This window comes from Mesorhizobium sp. M0060 (genome assembly GCF_040323155.1).
Lineage (GTDB): Bacteria > Pseudomonadota > Alphaproteobacteria > Rhizobiales > Rhizobiaceae > Mesorhizobium.
The window spans coordinates 60,457-83,100 of record NZ_JAMYUP010000002.1 but is presented as its reverse complement, the minus strand read 5'-3'; the positions used below and the strand labels follow the sequence as shown (position 1 = coordinate 83,100).

At 63.4% G+C, this 22,644-nt stretch carries 20 protein-coding genes and 1 riboswitch; of the genes, 8 read left to right on the top strand and 12 right to left on the bottom strand.

Annotated elements, in window-relative coordinates:
• Nucleotides 1–25 precede the first annotated feature (25 nt).
• Genes NKJ94_RS02675 through NKJ94_RS02660 form a run of 4 tightly spaced genes read right to left on the bottom strand, consistent with a single transcriptional unit; the run spans nt 26 to nt 3,099 of the window.
• Entirely contained in the window at nt 26–325 is a 300-nt protein-coding gene (locus tag NKJ94_RS02675) for a CcdB family protein (protein WP_352522850.1), read from the bottom strand.
• Nucleotides 325–591 carry a type II toxin-antitoxin system CcdA family antitoxin gene (locus NKJ94_RS02670; protein WP_352522849.1) on the bottom strand — a complete coding sequence of 89 codons (267 nt, stop codon included), beginning with the start codon at nt 589–591 and terminating at the stop codon, nt 325–327. The genes NKJ94_RS02675 and NKJ94_RS02670 overlap by 1 nt, the downstream gene beginning before the upstream one ends.
• 33 nt (nt 592–624) lie before the next feature.
• Nucleotides 625–2,439, bottom strand: coding sequence for an ABC-F family ATP-binding cassette domain-containing protein (locus NKJ94_RS02665; RefSeq protein ID WP_352522848.1), 1,815 nt, complete (start codon nt 2,437–2,439; stop codon nt 625–627).
• 15 nt (nt 2,440–2,454) lie between these two features.
• Nucleotides 2,455–3,099: a thiamine diphosphokinase gene (locus NKJ94_RS02660; protein ID WP_352522847.1), complete on the bottom strand. Its 645-nt coding sequence runs from the start codon at nt 3,097–3,099 to the stop codon at nt 2,455–2,457.
• A 127-nt stretch (nt 3,100–3,226) separates the two neighbouring features.
• Nucleotides 3,227–3,341, top strand: a riboswitch (TPP riboswitch).
• 43 nt (nt 3,342–3,384) lie between these two features.
• On the opposite strand from NKJ94_RS02660, the gene thiB reads away from it, so the two are divergent.
• The 4 genes from thiB to NKJ94_RS02640 all read left to right on the top strand — a co-directional run bounded on the left by thiB (nt 3,385) and on the right by NKJ94_RS02640 (nt 8,781).
• Nucleotides 3,385–4,398, top strand: a complete 1,014-nt coding sequence (thiB, locus tag NKJ94_RS02655) for a thiamine ABC transporter substrate binding subunit (RefSeq protein WP_352522846.1) — start codon at nt 3,385–3,387, stop codon at nt 4,396–4,398.
• A gap of 251 nt (nt 4,399–4,649) precedes the next feature.
• Nucleotides 4,650–6,269 (top strand): thiamine/thiamine pyrophosphate ABC transporter permease, encoded by a 1,620-nt coding sequence (gene thiP / locus NKJ94_RS02650; protein ID WP_352522845.1) that lies wholly within the window; start codon nt 4,650–4,652, stop codon nt 6,267–6,269.
• The gene (thiQ, locus tag NKJ94_RS02645; protein ID WP_352522844.1) at nt 6,266–7,057 is read left to right on the top strand and encodes a thiamine ABC transporter ATP-binding protein; all 792 of its coding nucleotides are present in this window, start codon (nt 6,266–6,268) and stop codon (nt 7,055–7,057) included. Before thiP ends, thiQ begins: the two co-directional genes overlap by 4 nt.
• Before the next feature lie 254 nt (nt 7,058–7,311).
• A complete protein-coding gene (locus tag NKJ94_RS02640) occupies nt 7,312–8,781 on the top strand; it encodes a M48 family metalloprotease (protein WP_352522843.1) in 1,470 nt (489 codons plus the stop codon).
• A 15-nt stretch (nt 8,782–8,796) separates the two neighbouring features.
• On the opposite strand, the gene NKJ94_RS02635 is transcribed toward NKJ94_RS02640, so the two are convergent.
• Complete coding sequence (locus NKJ94_RS02635; RefSeq protein ID WP_352522842.1) at nt 8,797–9,654, bottom strand: RNA polymerase factor sigma-32; 858 nt, start codon at nt 9,652–9,654, stop codon at nt 8,797–8,799.
• Between the two features lie 326 nt (nt 9,655–9,980).
• Between NKJ94_RS02635 and NKJ94_RS02630 the strand changes: the two genes are divergently transcribed.
• From NKJ94_RS02630 to NKJ94_RS02620, 3 genes are all read left to right on the top strand, one after another.
• Complete coding sequence (locus tag NKJ94_RS02630; RefSeq protein ID WP_352522841.1) at nt 9,981–10,754, top strand: amino acid ABC transporter substrate-binding protein; 774 nt, start codon at nt 9,981–9,983, stop codon at nt 10,752–10,754.
• A 122-nt stretch (nt 10,755–10,876) separates the two neighbouring features.
• Nucleotides 10,877–11,557 carry an ABC transporter permease subunit gene (locus NKJ94_RS02625; RefSeq protein WP_023721020.1) on the top strand — a complete coding sequence of 227 codons (681 nt, stop codon included), beginning with the start codon at nt 10,877–10,879 and terminating at the stop codon, nt 11,555–11,557.
• A complete protein-coding gene (locus NKJ94_RS02620) occupies nt 11,554–12,327 on the top strand; it encodes an amino acid ABC transporter ATP-binding protein (RefSeq protein WP_352522840.1) in 774 nt (257 codons plus the stop codon). The genes NKJ94_RS02625 and NKJ94_RS02620 overlap by 4 nt, the downstream gene beginning before the upstream one ends.
• A 180-nt stretch (nt 12,328–12,507) precedes the next feature.
• Here NKJ94_RS02620 and NKJ94_RS02615 read toward each other — a convergent pair whose 3' ends face one another.
• The 6 genes from NKJ94_RS02615 to NKJ94_RS02590 all read right to left on the bottom strand — a co-directional run bounded on the left by NKJ94_RS02615 (nt 12,508) and on the right by NKJ94_RS02590 (nt 20,480).
• Entirely contained in the window at nt 12,508–13,089 is a 582-nt protein-coding gene (locus tag NKJ94_RS02615) for a CarD family transcriptional regulator (RefSeq protein ID WP_006327799.1), read from the bottom strand.
• A 369-nt stretch (nt 13,090–13,458) separates the two neighbouring features.
• Nucleotides 13,459–13,797 (bottom strand): ferredoxin FdxA, encoded by a 339-nt coding sequence (gene fdxA, locus NKJ94_RS02610; protein ID WP_352522839.1) that lies wholly within the window; start codon nt 13,795–13,797, stop codon nt 13,459–13,461.
• A gap of 148 nt (nt 13,798–13,945) precedes the next feature.
• Nucleotides 13,946–14,332, bottom strand: coding sequence for an RNA-binding S4 domain-containing protein (locus NKJ94_RS02605; protein WP_352522838.1), 387 nt, complete (start codon nt 14,330–14,332; stop codon nt 13,946–13,948).
• Nucleotides 14,333–14,344: 12 nt separating this feature from the next.
• Nucleotides 14,345–17,746: a helicase-related protein gene (locus NKJ94_RS02600; RefSeq protein WP_352522837.1), complete on the bottom strand. Its 3,402-nt coding sequence runs from the start codon at nt 17,744–17,746 to the stop codon at nt 14,345–14,347.
• A gap of 729 nt (nt 17,747–18,475) precedes the next feature.
• Nucleotides 18,476–19,201: an acetoacetyl-CoA reductase gene (phbB, locus tag NKJ94_RS02595; RefSeq protein WP_352522836.1), complete on the bottom strand. Its 726-nt coding sequence runs from the start codon at nt 19,199–19,201 to the stop codon at nt 18,476–18,478.
• A gap of 91 nt (nt 19,202–19,292) precedes the next feature.
• On the bottom strand, nt 19,293–20,480 hold the full coding sequence (locus NKJ94_RS02590; RefSeq protein ID WP_352522835.1) for an acetyl-CoA C-acetyltransferase: 1,188 nt from the start codon (nt 20,478–20,480) through the stop codon (nt 19,293–19,295).
• A gap of 278 nt (nt 20,481–20,758) precedes the next feature.
• Between NKJ94_RS02590 and phaR the strand changes: the two genes are divergently transcribed.
• The gene (gene phaR, locus NKJ94_RS02585) at nt 20,759–21,367 is read left to right on the top strand and encodes a polyhydroxyalkanoate synthesis repressor PhaR (RefSeq protein WP_352522834.1); all 609 of its coding nucleotides are present in this window, start codon (nt 20,759–20,761) and stop codon (nt 21,365–21,367) included.
• A gap of 66 nt (nt 21,368–21,433) precedes the next feature.
• Here the strand turns inward: phaR and NKJ94_RS02580 are convergent, their stop codons facing one another.
• Nucleotides 21,434–22,582, bottom strand: a complete 1,149-nt coding sequence (locus tag NKJ94_RS02580) for a citrate/2-methylcitrate synthase (protein WP_352522833.1) — start codon at nt 22,580–22,582, stop codon at nt 21,434–21,436.
• Between the last annotated feature and the right edge of the window lie 62 nt (nt 22,583–22,644).

Genomic DNA, 22,644 nt, shown 5'->3' with positions numbered 1-22,644 from the left:
GTATTGGTCCGGTCGCTGGTACCGTTCAGAAGCCCTGGAACAGCATGTCGAGTGCGGTCACGATGTCGTCGTGATGCCGAGAAAGATTTCCTTCGGCGATGAGCAATTCAGAGGTCATCAAGGCTGACATGAATTGAGTGACCATGACATGGTCCTTACCGTTGATGGTGAAGATAGGATTTAGCCGGCGGCCCGGCACCGGGGCCTTGTTGGCTGGCATCAGCGGGACGACTACCTTCGTGTCGAGCCGTCCCAGAAGGTCGGACTGGACATCGAGAAGGTAACCGTCGCCTTCGGCACTCTGATAGAAATCATAACGCGCCATCAAAACAGCCGGTACTTGGCCAAAGGCAAGCCGTTGCGCCTGACATAGTCATTGGAACTGTCGATCGCTTCCTTGTTTTCCTCTTGCCACCGCCGGTTTTTTTCGGCCGAAATCGCCTTGGCGATGCCCTCTTCCGCAGCGCGGGATATATTGATGCCCAACGCTTTGGCATCCTCGATCAATCTGGAGTCGATCGATGTATTAACCGACTTTCTTTGGGCTTTTGGAGTCGATTGAAGCATGGAGTCGCTCCCATTTATGCGCATAATGTAGGCGCATATGAGCGTGCATGCAACCTCTCATGCCTCCATCTCTTCCCGCAGCATCTCGAGTTCCAGCCACTCCTCCTCGAGTGCTGCCAGCGTGGTTCGCTCCTTGTCGAGCGCGGCAATCGTCTTCTGGAACGAGGCCGGGTCGCGCTCGTAATAGGCCGGATCGGCGATGTTGTTCTCCAGCCGCGAGATCGAGGCCGACACCGCCTCGATCTTCTTGGGCAGCGATTCCAGGGCGAATTTCTGCTTGAACGACAGTTTCTTCGCCGGGCCCTTCGGCGCGGCCGCTTCGCTCCTAGTTGCCGCTTCGCCGTTTTCTGGCTTCGGCCGCGCCTTGCGGTCGTCCAGCCTGGTGCCGCCGCGCTGCGCCAGCATGTCGGAATAGCCGCCGGCATATTCGATCCAGCGGCCGCCGCCTTCCGGCGCGATGATGCTGGTCACGGTGCGGTCGAGGAAATCGCGATCGTGGCTGACCAGGATCACCGTGCCGGCAAAGCCGGCGACCAGTTCCTGCAGCAGCTCCAGCGTCTCCATGTCGAGATCGTTGGTCGGCTCATCGAGCACAAGGAGGTTTGCCGGCCGCGCCAAAACGCGGGCGAGGATCAGCCGCGCCCGCTCGCCGCCCGAAAGCTCGCGCACCGGCGTGCGCGCCTGTTCCGGCTTGAACAGGAAGTCCTTCATGTAGGACACGACATGCCGCTGCTCGCCATTGATGACGAGGTTCTCGCCGCGCCCGTCGGTCAGATACTGCGCCAGCGTCTCCTGCGGGTCGACGGCTTCGCGCTTCTGGTCGAGCGTGGCGATCTCCAGATTGGTGCCGAGCCGCACCGTGCCTGCGTCCGGCTTCAATTCGCCGGTCAGCATCTTCAATAGCGTCGTCTTGCCGGCGCCGTTCGGCCCGACCAGGCCGACGCGATCGCCGCGCTGGATGCGGGTCGAAAATCCCCTGACCACGGTCAGATCGCCAAAGCTCTTCTCGATGTTCTTGGCTTCGATCACCAGTTTGCCGGATTCGGCGGCGTCGCTGGCTATCATCGTCGCCGCACCCTCGGCGCCGCGATGGCCGCGAAAGCGCTGGCGCATGGTCTGCAACTCACCGAGCCGGCGCATGTTGCGCTTGCGCCTTGCCGTCACGCCATAGCGCAGCCAGTGCTCCTCGCGCACGATCTGGCGGCCGAGCTTGTGCTGCTCGCGCTCTTCCTCCTCCAGCACGATGTCGCGCCATTCCTCGAAATAGGCAAAGCCCTTGTCGAGACGGCGGGTCTGGCCGCGGTCGAGCCAAATTGTGGCGCGCGACACGCGTTCGAGAAAACGCCGGTCATGCGAGATGACGACCAGTGCCGAGGAGGTGCGGGCAAGCTCCTCCTCCAGCCATTCGATAACCGAAAGGTCAAGGTGATTGGTCGGTTCATCGAGGAGGAGAATGTCGGGCTCCGGCGCCATGACGCGGGCGAGCGCGGCGCGCCTCGCCTCGCCGCCGGAGAGATCGTTCGGCCGTTCCTCGCCGGATAGGCCGAGATGCTCCATCAGATAGGTGGCGCGGTAAGGATCGTCGGCCGGCCCGAGCCCCGCCTCGACATAGGCGCGGACAGTCGCAAAGCCGTCCATGTCGGGCATCTGCGGCAAGTAGCGCACGGTCGCTGATGGCTGGCGGAAGACTTCGCCGTCCTGTGGTTCGATCAGCCCGGCGGCGATCTTGAGGAGCGTCGACTTGCCAGAGCCGTTGCGGCCGACCAGGGCGATCTTGTCGCCAACTGAGGCCGTCAGGGCGGCACCGTCGAGCAGCGGCGTGCCGCCAAAGGTCAGCTTTATCCCGTCGAGATTGAGAAGCGGCGGCGCCATGTCAGCTTTCTGGGCTCAGCTTTCCGGAAGAGGGTAGGGATGCGCGAGCAGCAGCGCGCGGCCGCTGGCCAGCGCGATTTCGAGCCGGCCCTTGACCTCGTTGGAAATGGTTAGCGACGAGCCGAACGCAACCTCGACATCGTCGAGCGGCCATTTGGCGCCGGTGACTGTCAGGCCGGCGAGATCCGAAAAGCCGAGCACCGAAAACAGCGTGCCGTCGACATAGTCGAAGCCGGTCTTTCCAGGCAGCAAAGGAATGCCTTCCTGTGCGCCGCTGGTCAAAAGCACTTCCGTTCCGCCTTCCGCCAGCCGGACGCTCAGCGCCAGATGCAGGAAGATGTGGTCGGTGCGTTTGCCGCCGAAGGCGCCTGCGAGCACAAGGCTGGTCGCACCGCGTTCGAGCGCGGCGGCGATAGCGAGTTCACCGTCGGTCTTGTCCTTTTCAGCGGGAAACACCTGCCGTGGCACGGCGGCCAGATCCTCCGGCAAATCGGCAGGCACGGAATCGAAATCGCCGACCCAGAGTTCCGGCCTCAGGCCCAGCATACGGGCATGGCCGATGCCGGCATCGGCGGCAATGACGCGCGTGCCGGCGACCTGGCGGTCGAGCAGCGGCGTGCGGATGAGATCGCCGCCAAGCAGGATGGTGAATGTGCTCATATCTCGTGGCCCTTACCAGCCCTGCCCCGGAAACGGAAGATGAAACGGCAGACGAAACGGAAGGCCGCGCTTTGGATGCCCGGCAAACTTCCGCTTGCGCGGCACTTCGGCCGGGCCTATGTGTCGAAACGCTCTAACGGGGTGCCGGACGCGATCTTCGCGGACCGGCTGAGAGGCAAGACTGCCAACCCGCTGAACCTGATCCGGTTTGTACCGGCGGAGGGATTAGACGTTTCGGACAGCCCGACGCCTCAATTCCTTTCAACGCGAACGAAGGAGGCGCCGATGCGCAGTTTTTTCCACTCTCTTGTCTCGATTGTCCTGCTTGCAGCATCCGCGCTCGCCCTGCCAGGGCAGGCATCGGCACAGGATAAGCTGACCGTCTATACCTATGAAAGCTTCACCGCCGATTGGGGTCCGGGACCGGCGGTGAAGAAGGCTTTCGAGGCCGAGTGCGGCTGCGTCGTCGAATTCGTCTCGGTCGCCGACGGCGTCGCGCTGCTCAACCGTGTGAAGCTGGAAGGCGCCGCGACCAAAGCCGATATCGTGCTTGGCCTCGATACCAATTTGACCGCAGATGCCAAGGCAACCGGCCTGTTTTCGCCGCATGGCGCCGTGTCGGACGTCAGCGTGCCGGGCGGCTGGAGCGACGGTATTTTCGTGCCGTTCGACTATGGCTATTTCGCCGTCGTCTACGATACCGAAAAACTGAAGAGCCCGCCGAAGAGCCTCAGGGAATTGGTCGAGGGCGATGCCGGCGACAAGATCGTCATCCAGGATCCGCGCACCTCGACGCCGGGCCTTGGCCTGCTGTTGTGGGTCAAGTCGGTCTATGGCGACAAGGCGCCGGAAGCCTGGGCCAAGCTCAGGGCAAAGGTGCTCACGGTAACGCCGGGCTGGAGCGAGGCCTACGGCCTGTTCACCAAGGGCGAGGCGCCGATGGTGCTGTCCTACACCACCTCGCCGGCCTATCACATGGTTGCCGAAAACACCGAGCGCTACCAGGCGGCGTCCTTCGAGGAAGGCGAATATCTGCAGATCGAGGTCGCTGGGATCACCACCAAGGGCGCGAAGAATCCGCTGGCGGAAAAGTTCATGGCCTTCATGACCGGGCCGAAATTCCAGGACGTCATTCCCGAGACCAACTGGATGTTCCCGGCCGGCAAGACCGACAAGCCGCTCAACCCGGCTTTCGACAAGCTCGTCAAACCGACCAAAACCTTGCTGTTCAGCTCGGAGGAGGTGGCGGCAAATCGCAAGGCTTGGGTCGACGAGTGGCTGGCGGTGATGAGCAAGTAGGCTTTCACCGACGAAGATGTTCGCTCTACGGCGCCCCCCTCTGTCCTGCCCTCTTTGCCAAAGCTTGGCATCTCCCCCACGAGGGGGGAGATTGGCCGTCATTTCGGCTTTCGCCAATCTCCAACGTTGCAGGACTGAGCGAGGCGCGGACGCTGCCGATCTCCCCCCAAGTGGGGGAGATGTCCGGCAGGACAGAGGGGGGCGCGAAGGAACGCCGTCCTCGCTAAGAATCTCGAATCTGGCGGTCTAGCGTGCAACGCGCGTCATCATCGGACTCCCGCGTCACCGCTGGCACAGTCGCGCTCGCCGCCATCGCGCTGCTGATCGGCGGCGCCTTCGCAGGGCTCGTCCTGGAAGCCGCACGCGACCCTTCCGGTGCTGTCTCGGCTTTCGATTCCTATCTCTTCCGGGTCGCCCGTTTCACGCTCTGGCAGGCTCTGTTGTCGACCCTGCTCTCCGTCGCACCAGCGCTGTTCGTCGCGCGTGCCCTGTCGCGGCATCCACAGTTTTTCGGGCGAGGCTTTATCCTGCAGCTTTTCGCCGTGCCGCTGGCGCTGCCGGCCATTGTTGCCGCACTCGGCGTCTTGGCACTCTATGGCCGCGCTGGGTTTTTCGCCGGCATGCTCGGCGCGATTGGCGGCCAGAGCTGGCCCGGCATCTATGGTCTGTCGGGCATTCTCGTCGCCCATGTCTTCTTCAACCTGCCGCTGGCAACGCGGCTGTTCCTGGAAGCGTTGCAGACGGTGCCGGCCGACCAATGGCGGCTGGCGAGCCAGCTTGGCATGGGCGCGGCGCCGGCCTTCCGGCTGATCGAATGGCCAACGCTGCGTGCGGCCCTGCCGGGCATCGCCGGGCTCGTCTTCATGCTCTGCATCACCTCCTTCACCATCGTGCTTACGCTGGGTGGCGGGCCGCGTGCGACGACGCTGGAGGTTGCTATCTACCAGGCGCTGCGTTTCGACTTCGACCCGGCGCGGGCGGTGACGCTGACCTTGCTGCAAATTGCCCTGACCTTTGTCGTGGTGCTGGCATTGACGCGGCTTGGCGCCAATATGACCGGCGACGCCAATCTGCCGGTTGCGCCGCGCCGGTATTTTTCAGCTGGTGCGGCCGAGACCGTGCTGAACGCGCTGGTGATCGGGCTGGCACTGCTGTTCGTCGCCGGGCCGATGGCGGCCACGCTGGCGGCCGGGCTTGGCGCCGATCTCGGCCGCCTGGCCGGCGAGAGCGCGGTGCGGCAAGCGACGGCGACCAGTGCCATGCTCTCCCTCTTATCGGCGCTGCTCTCCTTGGCGTTGTCGCTGTCGCTGGTCATGGCGCGCCGGGCGCTGGCACTCACCCGGCGGACCGGCAGGCGGACGCTGCTCGAACATCTGGCCGACACCGGTGCGGGGTTCGTCCTGGTGGTGCCGCCCATTGTCATCGGTGCCGGCTGGTTCCTGCTCCTGCGCACCGTCAGCGATGTCTTTGCGATCGCCCCTGTCATGGTGGTTGCGGTCAATGCGGTGATGGCGATGCCGTTCGCCATCCGCGCTATCCGCCCTGCCTATGACGCGGCGAGCGAACGCCACGAACGGCTCTGTGCACAGCTTGGCATCTCGGGCTGGAACCGGTTGCGGCTGGTCGACTGGCCGTCGCTGCGGCGGCCGCTCGCCACCGGCTTCGCTTTCGCCATGGCGCTGTCGCTCGGCGATCTCGGCGTCATTGCGCTGTTCGGCAGCGATTCCGTGCAGACCTTGCCCTATCTGCTGCTGGCGCGCATGGGCAGCTACCGCACCGAGGATGCGGCCGGGCTGGCGCTGCTGCTCGGCCTTGTCTGCCTGGCACTGGTGCTGACCGCGGACTGGCTGGGAAGGAGAGAGAAATCATGATGCCGATCAGCCCGGAACGGTCCATTTCGGTGGAAAAAAGCGCGGCCGTGCGGCTCGACAATGTCTCGTTCAGCTATGGTGAAACGCCGCTTATATTCGACGTCGATTTCCCGGCGTCGGAAATCACCGCCATCATGGGGCCGAGCGGTTCGGGAAAGTCGACGCTGCTCAATCTGGTGGCCGGTTTCGAGGTGCCGCGGTCGGGCCGCGTGCTGATCGGCGGCGCCGACGTCAGCACTGCGCCGCCTTCAGAGCGGCCGGTGTCGATGGTATTTCAGGAAAACAACTTGTTTGCCCATCTTTCCCTCGAGCAGAATGTCGGGCTCGGCCGCTCGCCTTCGCTCAGGCTGAACGACGCCGATCGCGCCGCAATCGCCGCAGCGCTGAAGCGCGTCGGCCTTGCCGGCAAGGAAAGCCGGCTGCCGCGCGAACTCTCGGGCGGCGAGCGGCAGCGCGTCGCGCTCGCCCGGGTCCTAGTGCGCGACCGGCCGGTGTTGTTGCTCGACGAGCCGTTCGCTTCGCTCGGACCGGCACTGCGCGACGACATGCTCGACCTGGTGGCCGACGTCCATTCGGAGCAGCGCATGACGGTGCTATTCGTCACGCACCAGCCGGACGATGCGCGCCGTATCGGCCGAAACATGGTTTTCCTGGATGGTGGCACGGTTGCCGCGACGGGCACCGCCGCCGATTTTTTCGTCGGGGCTGGACCGGAGGCATTCCGACGCTATATCGGCTCGGGTCCGTTTGCGGCTGGATCACGAGATGTTGCCCGGAAGCGGACATAATTTATGGTCAAACCGGCGGAAGGCGAAGCGGCGCTTGCTTGCCATGGTCGAGGTAGTGTGGCTAGGTCCGCCAGGAGTTGGTCCGGCTTAGACCGTGATTTGCCCTTGCTGCCTCGTATCTGTCGGACGCACGAAGGACGCCGTAGCACTTGATTTTGCGCGTGATGCTTTCCGGAAATCGCGCCCGATTTTCGCGGTCACGTGCCAGGACTTGAAAGGAAGCCGATCTGCCGACCGGCATCGACAATCGGAGGGTGAAACCGCTGGCGCGCTTTCTGGCGCTGGCCGGTCTTGCCGTGGCGCTGGCAAGCTGCCAGATGTTCACGCCTCCCGACGTGCAGGAATCAGGCTTTCAGCCCTCAGACAAGCCGATCACGGTCGACAACGTCGCCGCCAACGGCAAGCTCGCCCAACTGGCGAAGGCGCAGCACCCGCGCATCCTCGCCACCTATGGCGGAGAATATTCCGACCCCAAGCTCGAGCGCATGGTGGCCAAGATCGTCGGCAGACTGACCGTGGTGTCGGCCAACCCGACCCAGACCTACCGCATCACCATCCTCAACTCGCCCAACGTCAATGCCTTCGCGCTGCCGGGCGGCTATCTCTACATCACCCGCGGACTGCTGGCGTTGGCCAACGATTCAGCCGAGCTTGCCGCCGTCATTGCGCATGAGATGGGCCACGTTACGGCCAATCACGGCCTGCAGCGCCAGCAGCTGGAAGCCGAAGAGGGCTTGGCGACCAAGGTGGTTTCGGATGTGCTCGGCGACAACCCGACGGCCAAGGCGGCGCTGATCCGCGGCAAGTTGAGGCTGGCCCAGTTCTCGCGCAATCAGGAGTTGGAGGCCGACGCCATCGGCATCAAATCGATCGGCGAAGCCGGTTTCGATCCCTACGCCGCCGGCCGCTTCCTGCAGTCGATGTCGGCCTATACCGATTTCCGCTCGATCAGCGGCGCCACCGACGCCAGCCTCGACTTCCTGGCGACGCACCCCAATACGCCGCAGCGTATCGATCTCGCGCAGCGTCACGCCCGCCAGTTCGGCGCGCCCGGTGTCGGGTCGCGCGACCGCGATTCATTCCTTTCCGGCGTAGACGGGCTGCTTTACGGCGACACACCGGAGGAAGGCTATGTGCGCGGCGAAACCTTCCTGCATCCTGGCCTCGGCGTGTCGTTCTCGGTGCCCAACGGCTTCATCATCGACAATTCGGCAGCGGCGGTGACGGCGACCGGCCCGGGCGACATGGCGATCCGCTTCGACGGTGTTTCGATCGACAAGGGCCGCTCGCTGACCGACTACATCCGCAGCGGTTGGGTTGCCGGCCTCGACGACAGCAGCGTGCGCCAGGAGACGATCAACGGCAACGAAGCGGCGACCGCGCATGCCGGCGCCGATGGCTGGCAATTCGATATTGCGGTGATCCGCGCCGGCGGCCAGGTCTACCGCTTGCTGACCGCGGCACCTTCGGCCAGCACTTCGCTGAGCACGGTGGCGCGCTCGGTCAGCGGCTCGTTCCGTATCCTGAGTGCTGCCGAGAAGGCGGCGTTGAAGCCGCTGCGTATCCGCATCGTCACGGTGCAGCCCGGCCAGACAATGGGCTCCCTGGCCGCACAGATGGTCGGCGTCGACCGCAAGCTGGATTTGTTCAGGGTGCTCAATGCGCTGTCACCGGGTGCCGCCGTCTCGGCCGGCGACAAGGTCAAGATCGTCACGGACAAATAGCAGCCGACGCGATTTTCAGGCTGCGAGAAATTCCGGATTCTGCTTCACCAGCGCCGCCTTGAGTTTTTCCATGGCGCGCGCCTCGATCTGGCGGACACGTTCCTTGGAGATGCCGAGCGTCTCGCCGAGTGCTTCGAGCGTCGCGCCCTCGTCGCTCAGCCGGCGCTCCTCGATAATCCTGAGTTCTCGCGCATTGAGCGCGCCGAGCGCCGTCTTCAGCCAGACAGAGCGGCGTTCGACATCGATCGTGTCGCCGACGACCTCGTCGGGCAGCGGATCATCCGAAACCAGGAACTCCATCCGCTCGGTTGCGCCCGCATCGTCGGCAAGCGGCGTGTTGAGCGAGCTGTCGGGTGCCGAAAGGCGGGAATCCATCATCGCCACATCGGCCTCGGAAACCCCGAGAGCCGCCGACACTTCGCGGTAGAGCGTGGCATTCGACGTCTGCTCGGCGCCGTTTGCCAGGCGGGCGCGCAGGCGCCTCAGGTTGAAGAACAGCGCCTTTTGCGCCGAACTGGTGCCGCCGCGCACGATCGACCAGTTGCGCAGGATATAATCCTGCATCGACGCGCGGATCCACCAGGTCGCATAGGTCGAGAACCGCACCTCGCGCTCCGGCTCGAAACGGGCCGCGGCCTCCAGCAGTCCGACATGGCCTTCCTGGATCAGGTCGCCCAGCGGAAGGCCGTAGTGGCGGAACCGCGACGCCATGGAAATGACCAGCCGCATATGCGCGACGGTGATGCAGTGCAGCGCGTGCTGGTCATTGTTTTCCTTCCAGCGCAGCGCCAGGAGATGCTCTTCGTCACGTTCCAGATAAGGGGCTTTCATCGCCGCGCGAACCATGGTCCGTCCTGCACTGTCTTGCATCATGCCGCGCTCCTGCTTCAGGCGTTGCGGTGCGATCGAATCGTGAGTTGGCGCCGATGGTTGAAATGGCGGCGCCGCGCCCTACAACAGCCAAGAACGTGCCATGCGGGGGAATGTTCCCCCGGACTGTCATGTCGATTGCGCTGTTTCCAGGCGATTCGCCACCGGCCTTGACTCAGCCGGATGGCGCCGGGAGATGCTGGTTGAGAATGGGATTTCAAGGGCGCGAGATTTTTGAAATTTAGTTTCTTATTCTGGCATCGCGCATCTGTCATTTTCCGGCACTCGCAATGACGCCGGACATCGGCCAAGGACGGGATCACAGAAAAATGACATGGCTCAAATCGCTCATCATCGCCGGAACGCTGCAGGTTCTGGCCATCGCCGCCAGTCATGCCGGCGCCAATCTCGACCAGATCAAGCAGTCCGGCGTCTTCAAGGTCGGCACGGAAGGAACCTATGCGCCCTTCACTTATCATGATGCTTCCGGCGCGCTGGTCGGCTTCGACGTCGAGATCGCGCGGGCCATCGCCGAGCGCCTCGGCGTCAAGGCCCAGTTCCTCGAAGGCAAATGGGACGGACTGATCGCCGGTCTCGACGCCAACCGCTACGATGCCGTCATCAACGAAGTCGGCATCACCGAGGCGCGCAAGGCCAAATATGATTTCTCCGATCCTTACATCGCCTCCAAGGCGGTGCTGATCGTGCGCGGCGACAACACCGACATCAAGAGTTTCGCCGACCTCAAGGGCAAGAAGGCGGCGCAGTCGCTGACCTCGAATTTCGGCAAGCTGGCTGAAACCAACGGCGCCGAGCTCGTCGGCACCGACGGCTTCGACCAGTCGATCCAGCTGCTTCTCACCGGCCGCGCCGACGCCACCATCAACGACAGCCTGTCCTTCCTCGACTTCAAGAAGCACAAGCCCGACGCCAATGTGAAGATTGCCGCGCAGGAAGAAAACGCCGACTATTCCGGCGTCATCGTGCGCAAGGGCGATCCGGAACTGGTGGCCGCCATCAATAAGGCGCTGGCCGACATCAAGGCCGACGGCACCTACCAGAAGATCGCCGACACCTATTTCGGCCAGGACGTTTCGAAGTAAAACGGCTTTTCTCGTGTGGGCCGAATGCCGGCCCGCGTCGTTCATGTCGCGGCGAGCTGTCTTTGACGGCCCGCCGCTTTCGCGTGATATGAGCGACGGCAATCTGGCAAGGAGGAGCCTTCGTGCCGCACTGGCTGCAATTGATGCTGGAATCCCTGCCTACGCTGCTGTGGGCTGCACTGATCTTCACCGTGCCGTTGACGCTGCTGTCGTTTGCATTCGGTCTTGTCCTCGGCCTGGTCGTGGCGCTTGTCCGCCTGTTCGGTCCCAAACCGCTGGTCGCCGTGGTTCGCTTCTACGTCTGGATCTTCCGCGGCACGCCGCTTCTCGTGCAACTGTTCCTTATCTTCTATGGCCTGCCATCGGTCGGCATCCTGCTCGACGCCTTTCCGGCAGCACTGATCGGCTTCACCTTGAACATCGGTGCCTATTCGTCGGAAATCATCCGCGCCGTCATCGGTTCGGTGCCCAAGGGCCAGTGGGAGGCAGCCTATTCGATCGGCATGACCTGGGCCCAGGCAATGCGGCGCACCATTCTCCCACAGGCAGGGCGCGTCGCCGTGCCGCCGCTGTCCAACACCTTCATCTCGCTGGTCAAGGACACTTCGCTCGCCGCCGCCATCACCGTGCCGGAGATGTTCCAGGCAGCGCAGCGCATCGTCGCCACCACCTATGAGCCGCTGATCCTCTATGTCGAGGCAGCGGCCCTCTATCTGGTCATGAGCTCCGTGCTGTCGGCCTTGCAAGCGCGGCTGGAAACAAGGCTGAACCGCTATGGCGGCTTCCTGGAGGCGCGCGCATGATCGGCCTCACCAACATTGAAAAGCGTTTCGGCGACAATTTGGTGCTGAAGGGTGTGACCGTCACCATCGAGGAAGGCAGCGTCACGGCGCTCGTCGGACCATCGGGCGGCGGGAAAAGCACGCTTTTGCGCTGCATCAACCTGCTCGAGCTGCCGACTTCAGGCACTGTGCGGATCGGCGACGATGCACTCGAATTCCACCCCGGCGGCAGGGTCTCGACCAGGGATATCCAGCGGCTGCGGCTGCAGACCGGCATGGTGTTCCAGAATTTCCAGCTGTTTCCGCATCGCACCGCGATCGAGAACATCATGGAGGGGCTGGTGACGGTGCTGAAATGGCCCAAGGAAAGGGCGCGCGAACGGGCGCTGGCTCTGCTCGAAAAGGTCGGCATGACGCACAAGGCCGATGCCTGGCCGGCGACGCTGTCGGGCGGCCAGCAGCAGCGTGTGGCGATTGCCCGGGCGCTGGCGCCTTCGCCGAAAGTCCTGCTCTGCGACGAGCCGACCTCGGCACTCGATCCGGAACTGGTGCAGGAGGTGGTCGATGTGCTCAGCCAGCTCGCCAGCGAGGGCACCACCATGGTGATGGCGACGCATGATCTGCGGCTCGCCTCCAAGATCGCGCGGGAAGTGGTGTTCCTCGATGGCGGCAACATCGTCGAACAAGGGCCGGCCGCGGTGCTGTTCAGCAACCCGGAGCGCCAGCGGACTAAGCGGTTCATCGCGACGCTGAAGCAGGAGGCGGAAAGGGAGGGCGGTGGCGAGAGCTAAAGCGCGTCGCGTTTGACCGGCCTCATGCGACGCGCTTTAGGCTGTTGTTTTTACGCATGTCGTTATCGCAAAACCGCTGCACACTTTTGCGCGACATGCATTAGAATGACCATCGCCGGTCAGCCAAAAACAAAAAACCCGGCGCGAGGCCGGGTTTTTTAATTTCCAGGGCGAAAAAGCTCAGGCAGCTTCTTCCTGCTCGGCTTCCTCGTTATCGGCCTTAGCGCCGCGCTTCGGGCCCTTGTTGAGGTTGACCTCGATGAGGCGCACCGCTTCGGTCTCCGACATGCGGTTGACGGCCGCGATCTCGCGGGCCATGCGGTCGAGCGCCGCCTCGTAGAGCTGACGCTCGGAATAGGACTGCTCCGGCTGGTTGTCGGCGCGGTAGAGGTCGCGCACCACTTCCGAGATCGAAATCAGATCGCCGGAGTTGATCTTGGCATCATATTCCTGGGCGCGGCGCGACCACATGGTGCGCTTGACGCGGGCGCGGCCCTGCACGACCTTCAGCGCGCGCTCGACATAATCCTCTTCCGACAGCTTGCGCATGCCGATCGAGGTCGCCTTGGCGACTGGCACCTTGAGGCGCATCTTGTCCTTCTGGAAGTCGATGACGAACAGTTCCAGCTTGTGGCCTGCAACTTCCTGCTCGTCGATCGAGACGATCTGGCCGACACCATGCGCCGGATAGACGATGTACTCCCCGGTCTTGAAACCGTGGCGCGCTGCGGTGGACTTCTTCTGCGGGGTGATCGTTGCCATTACGCCCTGAACTCCTTGTTGTGGTACCGGCATCGTGCCGGCCCGAACTCGTGCGACCGGGGTGACCGGTCGTTAGCCACACAACGATGAACTCACCGGAAAGGCTAGGACCGGCAAATCGCAACATTTGCGACCGCCTGCCCCAGATCGCTCTGGTCCGGATTGAGAAATTCACCTTTCAGTGATTTGGGGCGTTTGCGCCATAAATCGACGTTGTGTCACCGGCATGTTGAGCTGATGTAACACAAAAAGTCGGAAGAATCAAGGTTTTGCTGCACGCGCGAAGGCCATGCGCCATCGCCGTCTGTCAAGGCAGTTAATGTATCACGTCTGTTACGCGGCGTCAGGCGGCCGCAATCGGCAGTCTTGTCAATCGCCTTCGCCGGGCTCCGGGGAGAAATATTTCTCGAATTTGCCAGCTTCGCCATCGAAGTTTTTAGCGTCAACCGGCGGCTCCTTCTTGGCGGTGATGTTGGGCCATTTCTCGGCATATTCGGTGTTGATCTGCAGCCATTTGTCGAGGCCCGATTCGGTGTCGGGCTTGATCGCGTCGGCCGGGCATTCCGGTTCGCAGACGCCGCAATCGATGCACTCGTCCGGGTGGATGACGAGCATGTTCTCACCTTCGTAGAAACAGTCGACCGGACAGACCTCGATGCAGTCCATGTATTTGCATTTTATGCAATTGTCGGTCACGACATAGGTCATTGGTCGGCTCCGGGGCGTCCCATTTTGTTGGGCCTTTTTGGTGAGGTAATGCCTTTGTCCGCTGGTGGCAAGGGCAGCCCTTGCCAGCAATGCCGGGGTTTCCGGAATGGAATTCCAGAGAGCCGGCAAAGCGGAAGTTTGACCTTGCTCAATCGTCGCCGAGCAGATGGTCGGTCTGGCGGCGTTCCTTCTTCGTCGGGCGGCCGCTGCCGGCCTCGCGCAACGGAGGCATGGCATCCGGAAGCGCCGCGCCCTTGGGCACCGGAGGCGGCGACATGTCCTCGTAGAGCAGGCGGGCTTCTTCGGCCGGCCCGCGCCGTGCACCGGTGCCAAGGACCTTCCAGACGAAGATCCGCCGCTCGAGCGTGATGGTCAAAACGTCTCCCGGCCGGACCGTATCGGAGGCCTGCGCTGCTTTGTCGCGATTGATGCGGACGCGTCCGGCGACCACCAGCTTGGCTGCCAGCGATCGTGATTTCACCGCGCGCGAGAAGAACAGCCATTTGTCGATGCGCTGGCGGGCATCAGTGACCATCGGACGAGCAGCTTACTTCTTCAACTGGTCGCGCAATGCGGCGAGCTTGGCGAAGGGGGAGTCCGGGTCGAAGCGGACCGGGCGTTCCTCACGCGGCTTCGGCTGGAAGGCGGGCTTTCCGCCCGGCGCGCCGCCTTTGCCGTCCTGCCGGCCAGCCTTCCAGTCGGGCCGGTTTTCACGCCGGTCGGGGCGTTCGCCCTGCGGCTTGCCGGAGCGCTGCTCTCCCGCCTCGCCTTGCGGCTTGGGCTTGAATTTGCTGCGGTCGAAGCGCGGCTTGCCGGCGCCGTCACGCTGATCGTGGCGCCCTTGACGGGCGGGCCGGTCGCCCGGCGTTCCTGTCGGTTGCCCGTCTGCATCTACAACCGGCGCATCGTTGCGGCCCTCGCGTGCGGCCTGGCCGTTACGCGCGCGATTGTCCCGATGATTGTCCCGGGGACGATTATCTTGCTGGCGATGACGCGGGCGCTGGTCGAAGCGACCCTGCCGCCACAACAGGATAGGTTTTGGCTCCTCGGTCTCTGGAGCGGGCTCGCCGGTGACGGCTTCCGCCGTCGCCGCAGGTTCGGCCGGCGATGTTTCCATGGTTTCGAAAACCGGCGGCTCTGCCGGTGTCGTAGCCTCAGATTCCGCCCCAAGTTCCGCCTTTGGCTCAGCCGCTGGTTCAGCAGCCGCTTCGGCGGCGGGCTGGGTCTCTTGCGTGACTTCTTCTGGAGCTGCCGGCTGGTCTTCCGCGACAGCCTCTGCCGCCGTTTCGGTTACGGCTTCGGCCGCAGCCTCCGCAACAGGGGCCGCATCCGACACGGGCTCGGAAGGCTCCGCCGGTGGCTCTGCCGCGGCAGCTGCTTCCGCTATCCTCGCCTGCTCGGCCCGCGCAGCCTCGTCCGCGGCCTGCTTTGCAGCGGCGGCTTCACGTGCGGCATTGTCTTGTGCTTCGAGCCGCGCCTTGACCTCGGCCGCCGGTTTGGCATCGGCGCGATAGCCTAGGCCCTTCAGGATCTCTTCCATGTCGTCGGCGGTGGCGCCGAGGATAGACATCATCGGCGGCGTCACCATGAAAGACTGACCGTCATAGGCGCCGTCGGGGCGGGGCCCGAGGCCCGGCTTCCAGTTGGTCGCCGGCCGGATCAGGTCGGCCAGCCGTTCAAGAATATCGACGCGTACAGCACGCCGGCCAAGATTGCGGTAGCCGGCAAGCTTGTAGAAAGTCTTGTCGAAGGTCGGATCGATGACCACCGAGGTGCGGCCGGAGGCCAGCGCGTGAACGACATCGCCGAAGCCGGGCTTGTCCTTGCCGTCGTTCCTCAGCGCCCACAGCAGCATTATCAACCCGGCCGGCGCCGGCTTGATCAGCGCCGGCACGAAGACGTGGTAGGCGCCGAAGCGCACGCCGAGACGGCGAAGCGCCGCGCGGCCTTCCTGGTCGAGGGACTTCATCTCGTCGGCGATGTCGCGACGGTTGATGAGGCCGAAATGCTCGACGAGCTGGAAAGCAATGCCGCGGCCGATGCCGGTGATCTGCTCCGCATTCTTGAGGTCGACCAGCGGCTTCAGCAGGGATTCGATCTGGAAATTGACGAAGCGCTCGGCGCGCGCGGCAACCTTGTCGCGGGCCGGACCGGTGAGTTGCTCGTCGGCCAGCAGGACGAGACGCGGCTTCAAAGCGTCTTCGCCGGCGACCAGCGTGCCGATCGGCGCGCCGATCCAGCGCAGCGTGCCATCCGAACCCAGGGCGATGTCGCCATTGGCCGAGGCACCGAAGCGCTCGGCCCGCGCCTCGAACTCGGCGGCAAGCGCCTTCTGCGCCGCCGCCCGCACCGCCTTGGCATCCTCGCCGCCGGCGCTCTGGTCGGCAGTGAAACGGAAACCCTGCAACTCGCCGACGTGGTGGCCTTCGACGAGGACGGTTCCGGTTGGGCTGATTTCGGCTTCAGGCATCGTGTTTTCTCTAAGGCGCCGCATGAGGACGGAAGTCCTGCGGTCTACAAAACGTTTCGTCAACCGCTCATGCAGCGCATCCGACAATCTGTCTTCGATTTCGCGCGTCTTTTCCTGCCAGTGTGCCCGATCGGCCAGCCAGCCGGGCCGGTTCGAAACGAAGGTCCATGTGCGGATCTGGGCAATCCTGTGCGACAGCGTGTCGATGTCGCCTTCGGTGGTGTCGGCACGGCGCACCTGCTCGGCCATATAGTTCTCGTCGACATGGCCATGCTTGGCAAGGTCCATGTAGATAGAAGCAATCAAGTCGGCGTGCTGGGCCGGCGCGATCTTCCTGTAGTCGGGTAGCGCGCAGGCTTCCCAAAGCAGCGCCACGCGCCTGGCATCGGTGGTGAGTGCCCGGATGTCCTCGTCGCGCGACAGATGCTCGAGCGCCTGCGCGTCTACTGCCGGCAGTGCGCGCGTCAGACCTTCGACCGGAGCATTGGTCTCGATCGAGCGCTTCAGCGCATCGAGGTTGGCGAAATCGAAGTGCGCGGTGCGCCACTGCAGCACTTTCACCGGGTCGAAATCATGCGCCTCGATCTTCTTGACCAGTTCCTCATCCAGCGGATCGACCTGGCCGGTGACGCCGAAGGTGCCGTCGCGCAAATGCCGGCCGGCACGGCCGGCAATCTGGCCGAGCTCGGCCGAGGTCAGGTTGCGGTACTGGTAGCCATCGAATTTGCGGTTCTGGGCGAAGGCGACGTGATCGAGGTCGAGGTTGAGGCCCATGCCGATGGCGTCGGTGGCGATGAGGTAGTCGACGTCGCCCGACTGGAACAGCGCCACCTGGGCGTTGCGAGTGCGCGGGCTTAGCGCGCCGAGCACGACGGCGGCACCGCCCTGCTGGCGGCGGATCAGCTCGGCTATGGCATAGACCTCGTCCGCCGAGAAGGCGACGATCGCGGTGCGCCGCGGCAGGCGGGTCAGCTTCTTCGAGCCGACATAGGCAAGATGCGACAGGCGTGGCCGTGTCACTACCGACACGCCCCGCAGCAGGCGCTGCAGGATGCCGTGCATGGTGGCGGCGCCGAGCAGCAGCGTCTCCTGGCGGCCGCGCAGATGCAGGATGCGATCGGTGAAGATGTGGCCGCGTTCGAGATCGCCGGCGAGCTGGACCTCGTCGATGGCAACGAAGGCGGCATCGGTCTCGCGCGGCATGGCTTCCACCGTGCAGACCGAGTATTTCGCGCCCGCCGGCTGGATCTTTTCCTCGCCGGTGATGAGCGCCACCTTGTGAGCGCCGACCTTCTCGCAGACGCGCGTATAGACCTCGCGGGCGAGCAGCCTGAGCGGCAGGCCGATGACGCCGCTTTCATGCGCCACCATCCGTTCGATGGCGAGATGGGTCTTGCCGGTGTTGGTCGGGCCGAGCACGGCCGTCACGTCTCGACCCGACAGGATCAGCGGTTCAGTGTGTTTCGGATGGATGTTCATCGGCCTGGAAATAAGGCTCTCTGCCTCGCATTGTCGGGAGCGCGCCCATATTGGCCGCGTATGACAGGCGACACATAGGGATTTCGGGCGCGAAGCGAAAGCGGAATGTGCCGAGGCAGGCCGATTGGTTCGTTCGAAGCCGCAAATCTGTTCCCGATTAACAGTTGGAACGAGTCTGGAACGAATCAGCGACGAATCACAGACTCGCGCTGATTCAGGTTTTGTTCACGGCTACATCTGGGTTTTCTGCCGGCGAGTCTCACCACATGCTGAATCACAGAAACTGGCCCGATTCATGCAGGTAGCATCCAGGCGAGCACCTCCGTTAACCTTTGCCGGTGAATGATCGTGGCCGGCCAATCCGCTTCGTCCAACATTGTGAAATTATTGATGTTTCTTAATGCGCCTTAATCATTTCAATGGTGTTTTCAGCACTCGCCGTTAACATTCCGCTCAAAGCCGGAACGAATCGGCGACGAATCAGCGATAGGCAAAGTTTCTCGATTTGTTCACCGCAACATGTTGTGTCGTGAACAGCTTTTCCACCGAGAATCCACAGGCAGTGAGACGGCTTTTGCACAGGCTGCGCGGCGGCCATTAACCTTTGCGTGCCGGATTGGGGCAGCGTGCCGCACCGCGATCGTTCAACGGGAAGGCTGCTATGGAAACGGGCCGTTTTGCGGCCCGTTTCGTCCAGCGCGTATCTGTCTCAACGTAAAGATAAAGTTATCAGCTAATATACTGCCCGCCATTGGCGGATATGGTCGAGCCGGTGATGAAACCGGCATCGTCGGAAGCGAGGAAGACGACGCAGCGCGCGATCTCCTCCGGCTCGCCGAGGCGGCCGACCGGGATCTGCGGGATGACGCGCTCGTTGAGCACCTTCTCGTCCATTGCCTTGACCATTTCGGTGGCGATATAGCCGGGGCAGATCACATTGACGGTGATGCCGGCGCGCGCACCTTCCTGGGCCAGCGCCTTGGTGAAGCCGATGTCGCCGGCCTTCGAGGCCGAATAATTGACCTGGCCGACCTGGCCTTTCTGGCCGTTGATCGAGGAGATGGTGATGACGCGGCCGAACTTGCGGTCGCGCATGCCGCCCCACAGCGGATGCGTCATGTTGAAGACGCCGGAAAGATTGGTGTCGAGGACCTCTTTCCACTGCTCGCGCGTCATCTTGTGGAACATCGCATCGCGGGTGATGCCGGCATTGTTGACCAGCACCGAGACGGGACCGAGTTCGGCCTCGATCTGTTTGACGCCGGCGGCGCACGCCTCATAGTCGGCGACCGACCATTTGTAGACCGGGATACCGGTCATTGCGTTGAATTTCTGCGCCGCGTCGTCATTGCCGGCATAGTTTGCGGCAACCGAATAGCCGGCGCTTTTCAAGGCGATCGAGATCGCCGCACCGATGCCGCGCGACCCACCTGTAACGATTGCGACCTTTGTCATAATGCTCCCTCCCAGAGTGAATGGTGAATAGTGAATAGTGAATGGTCGCGAAAGCCCTCTGGTCTTCCATTCACCATTCACTATTTTCCATTCACCCGATTGCTTCCACGCACATGGCGACGCCCATGCCGCCGCCGATGCACAGCGTGGCAAGGCCTTTTTTCGCACCGCGACGGCGCATCTCGTAGACCAGCGTGTTGAAGACGCGGGCGCCCGACGCGCCGACCGGATGGCCGATGGCGATGGCACCGCCATTGACGTTGACGATCGACGGGTCCCAGCCCATGTCCTTGTTGACGGCGCAGGCCTGCGCGGCGAAGGCCTCGTTGGCTTCGACCAAATCGAGGTCGCCGACCGACCAGCCGGCCTTGGCCAGCGCCTTGCGCGAGGAGGGAATCGGTCCCGTCCCCATAATCTGCGGGTCGACGCCGGCAGTCGCCCAGGAAACGATGCGCACCAGCGGCGTGATGCCGCGCCTTGCGGCTTCCGCTTCGGTCATCAGCACCACGGCGGCGGCGCCGTCATTGATGCCGGAAGCATTGGCTGCGGTTACCGTGCCGTCCTTGTCGAAGGCGGGCTTGAGCTTGGTCATGGCGTCGATCGTCGCGCCGTGGCGGATGTATTCATCCTGGTCGACTACCGTGTCGCCCTTCCTGCCCTTGACTGTGAAGGCAACGATCTCGTCGTTGAATTTTCCGGCTCTCTGCGCAGCCTCGGCCTTGTTTTGGGAAGCCAGTGCGAACTGGTCCTGGTCGTCGCGGGTGATTTGGAACTGGCGGGCGACGTTCTCCGCGGTGTTGCCCATATGATAGCCATAGAAGGCATCGGTCAGGCCGTCCTTGATCATGGTATCGATCAGCTTGAAATCGCCCATCTTGACGCCACCGCGCAGATGCTGTGCATGTGGAGCCATCGACATCGATTCTTGGCCGCCGGCAACGATGATTTTTGCATCGCCCTGTGCGATCTGCTGCATGCCGAGCGCGATGGCGCGCAGGCCGGAGCCGCAAAGCTGGTTTAGGCTCCAGGAGGTCGCCTCCTGCGGCACGCCGGCGGCCATAGCCGCCTGCCGCGCCGGGTTCTGCCCTTGAGCTGCGGTCAGGATCTGGCCGAGAATGACCTCGTCCACCTCCTTGCCGTCGACACCGGCACGAACAAGCGCTTCCTTGACAGCGACGGCACCCAGTTCATGAGCCGGCGTGTTGGCGAAGGCGCCGTTGAAGGAGCCGACGGGCGTGCGCGCCGCACTGGCGACAACGATGGCGTTGGAAGCGGACATGTTCTTCTCCATACTTTCGGGGAGCGATTTCGGGTGCGGTCGGGGACTTTTCTTGCCCTTTCCACAACCCGAGTCAAATCCGAAATGGGCAGGGCGTTCCTCCGCGGCAAGCGGGCCGCGCGTCGCTGCGATGACGGCTCATCCGTGCTGCGCAGCATAAAATGTTCCCGCACTGCACAAACTGCTTGGATTCATGACGCTTTTGCGCATATCCTTTAAAAAGGCGTAATCGTTACCGGCGGCTTACTTAAGCTGGCCGGTGTCCGGGGAGGATGCAGATGGCCGCAAAAGACGAACCTATTGTTATCAAGAAATATGCCAATCGCCGTCTCTACAATACGGGCACCAGCACCTATGTGACGCTTGAGGATCTCGCTGAAATGGTCAAAAAAGGCGAGGAGTTTACTGTCCAGGACGCCAAGACCGGTGACGACATCACGCATCCGGTTTTGACCCAGATCATCTTCGAGCTGGAGAACAAGGACGGGCAGAACATGCTGCCGATCCCGTTCCTGCGCCAGCTCATCGCCTATTACGGCGACCAGATGCAGATGATCGTGCCGAGCTTTCTCGAGCAGTCGATGCTGGCCTTCTCGAAGGAGCAGGAACGCTTTCGCGAGCAGATGAAAGATGCCCTCGGCAAGTCGCCGATGGACATGATGAAGATCGCCACGCCGATCAAGGTGCTGGAGGAGCAGACGCGGCGCAACATGGAAATGTTCCAGAACGCCATGCGGCTGTTCACGCCGTTCCCGCCTGCGGGCTCTGCGCCGGCAGCAGCGCCGGCCGAACCGGCCAGGAAAGAAACACCGGAAAAACCCGACGACCTTCAGGAGCTGAAGGAGCAAATCGCCGCGATGCAGCGCAAGCTCGACACGATGTCGTGATTGCCGGGGCGAGGCGCCGCGTCGAACCTTCCCTCAGGTGCGGCTGAGACTTCGCACACAGCGCGGCTAGAGCTGCTCCGGCAGCGGTCCCTGGTAGCGGGCGCGCGGCCGGATCAGGCCGTTGCTTGTCACCTGCTCCACGGCATGCGCGGCCCAGCCGATGCTGCGGCCGAGTGCAAACAAGCGGAACGGCGAGTCGGACGGCAAGCGGAGGCTGCGCGTCAGCGCGGCCAAGGCGAAATCGACGTTCGGGCGCATGCCCGTTGCTGCAAAGGCCGCATCGCAAAGCCGTAGCAGCCCATCGTCGACATCGACGGCGGCCAGCAACGGCTCCGCACGCGGATCGCCTTCGGGATAAAGCGGATGGCCAAATCCGGGCAGCGGCCTGTCGTGACCGAGCCAGCGTCCGATAGCCGCATCCGGCCCCAATCTCTGCGCATCCTCCGCGAGCATCATGACTGCCTCCGCGGCGCCGCCATGGCGCGGACCGGAGAGCGTGGCGAGGCCGGCAAGCAGGCAGGCCGAAACAGGTGCACCGGTGGACGCGGCGACCCGCGCGGCGAAGGTCGATGCGTTCAGTTCGTGATCGGCCAACAGCACCAGCGAGCGGCGAATCAGGTCTGCGCCAGCAGCATCGAGGGACCAGCCCTGCGCCAGTCTTTCGTGCACGGCACCGGTTCCGCGAACCGCGCCGAGCGCCTGAGCCAGAGCGGCGATGGCGCCGGCCGCATCTTGGTTGAGCGAAGCCGCCCTGCGGCCGAGCGAAGGCCGGCCCTTCGCCGCCAACGCGGCCAATTCCGCGAAGGCAGCCGGCCGGCCAGTTGCGCCGTTGCCATGGCGGCTCGCCGACACGAACGACACTGCTGCGTCAGATGCCCAAAGCAGGCTTGCCGTCTGCTCCAGCGTGGCAGTCTCGCAGAGAGCAACCGCATCCTGGCCGCGATAGACGAGGCGGCCGTGCAAAACGGTCGAGATCGTGGTGGCGATTGCCGGCTCACCCCAGGCAATTGCGCTTTCGGCGATTGCCTGGGGATTTCGGCCGCGCGCCCGGCGGCTCGCCAGCGCCGCGATATCGTCGGCGCGATACTGGCTGCGGCGTGGGTCGGACCGATCCGGCCGCATGCCGATGCGCCCGCGGCTGACATAGGCATAGAGTGTCTGCGCGCGCACCTTGAGGCGCTCCAGGGCTTCTTCCCGCGTCAGCCACTCCGTCATGTCAGCCTTGGCATGTTGATTCAGTTGATCAAGATTGATGGTCTAGTCGCCGACCCTTATCT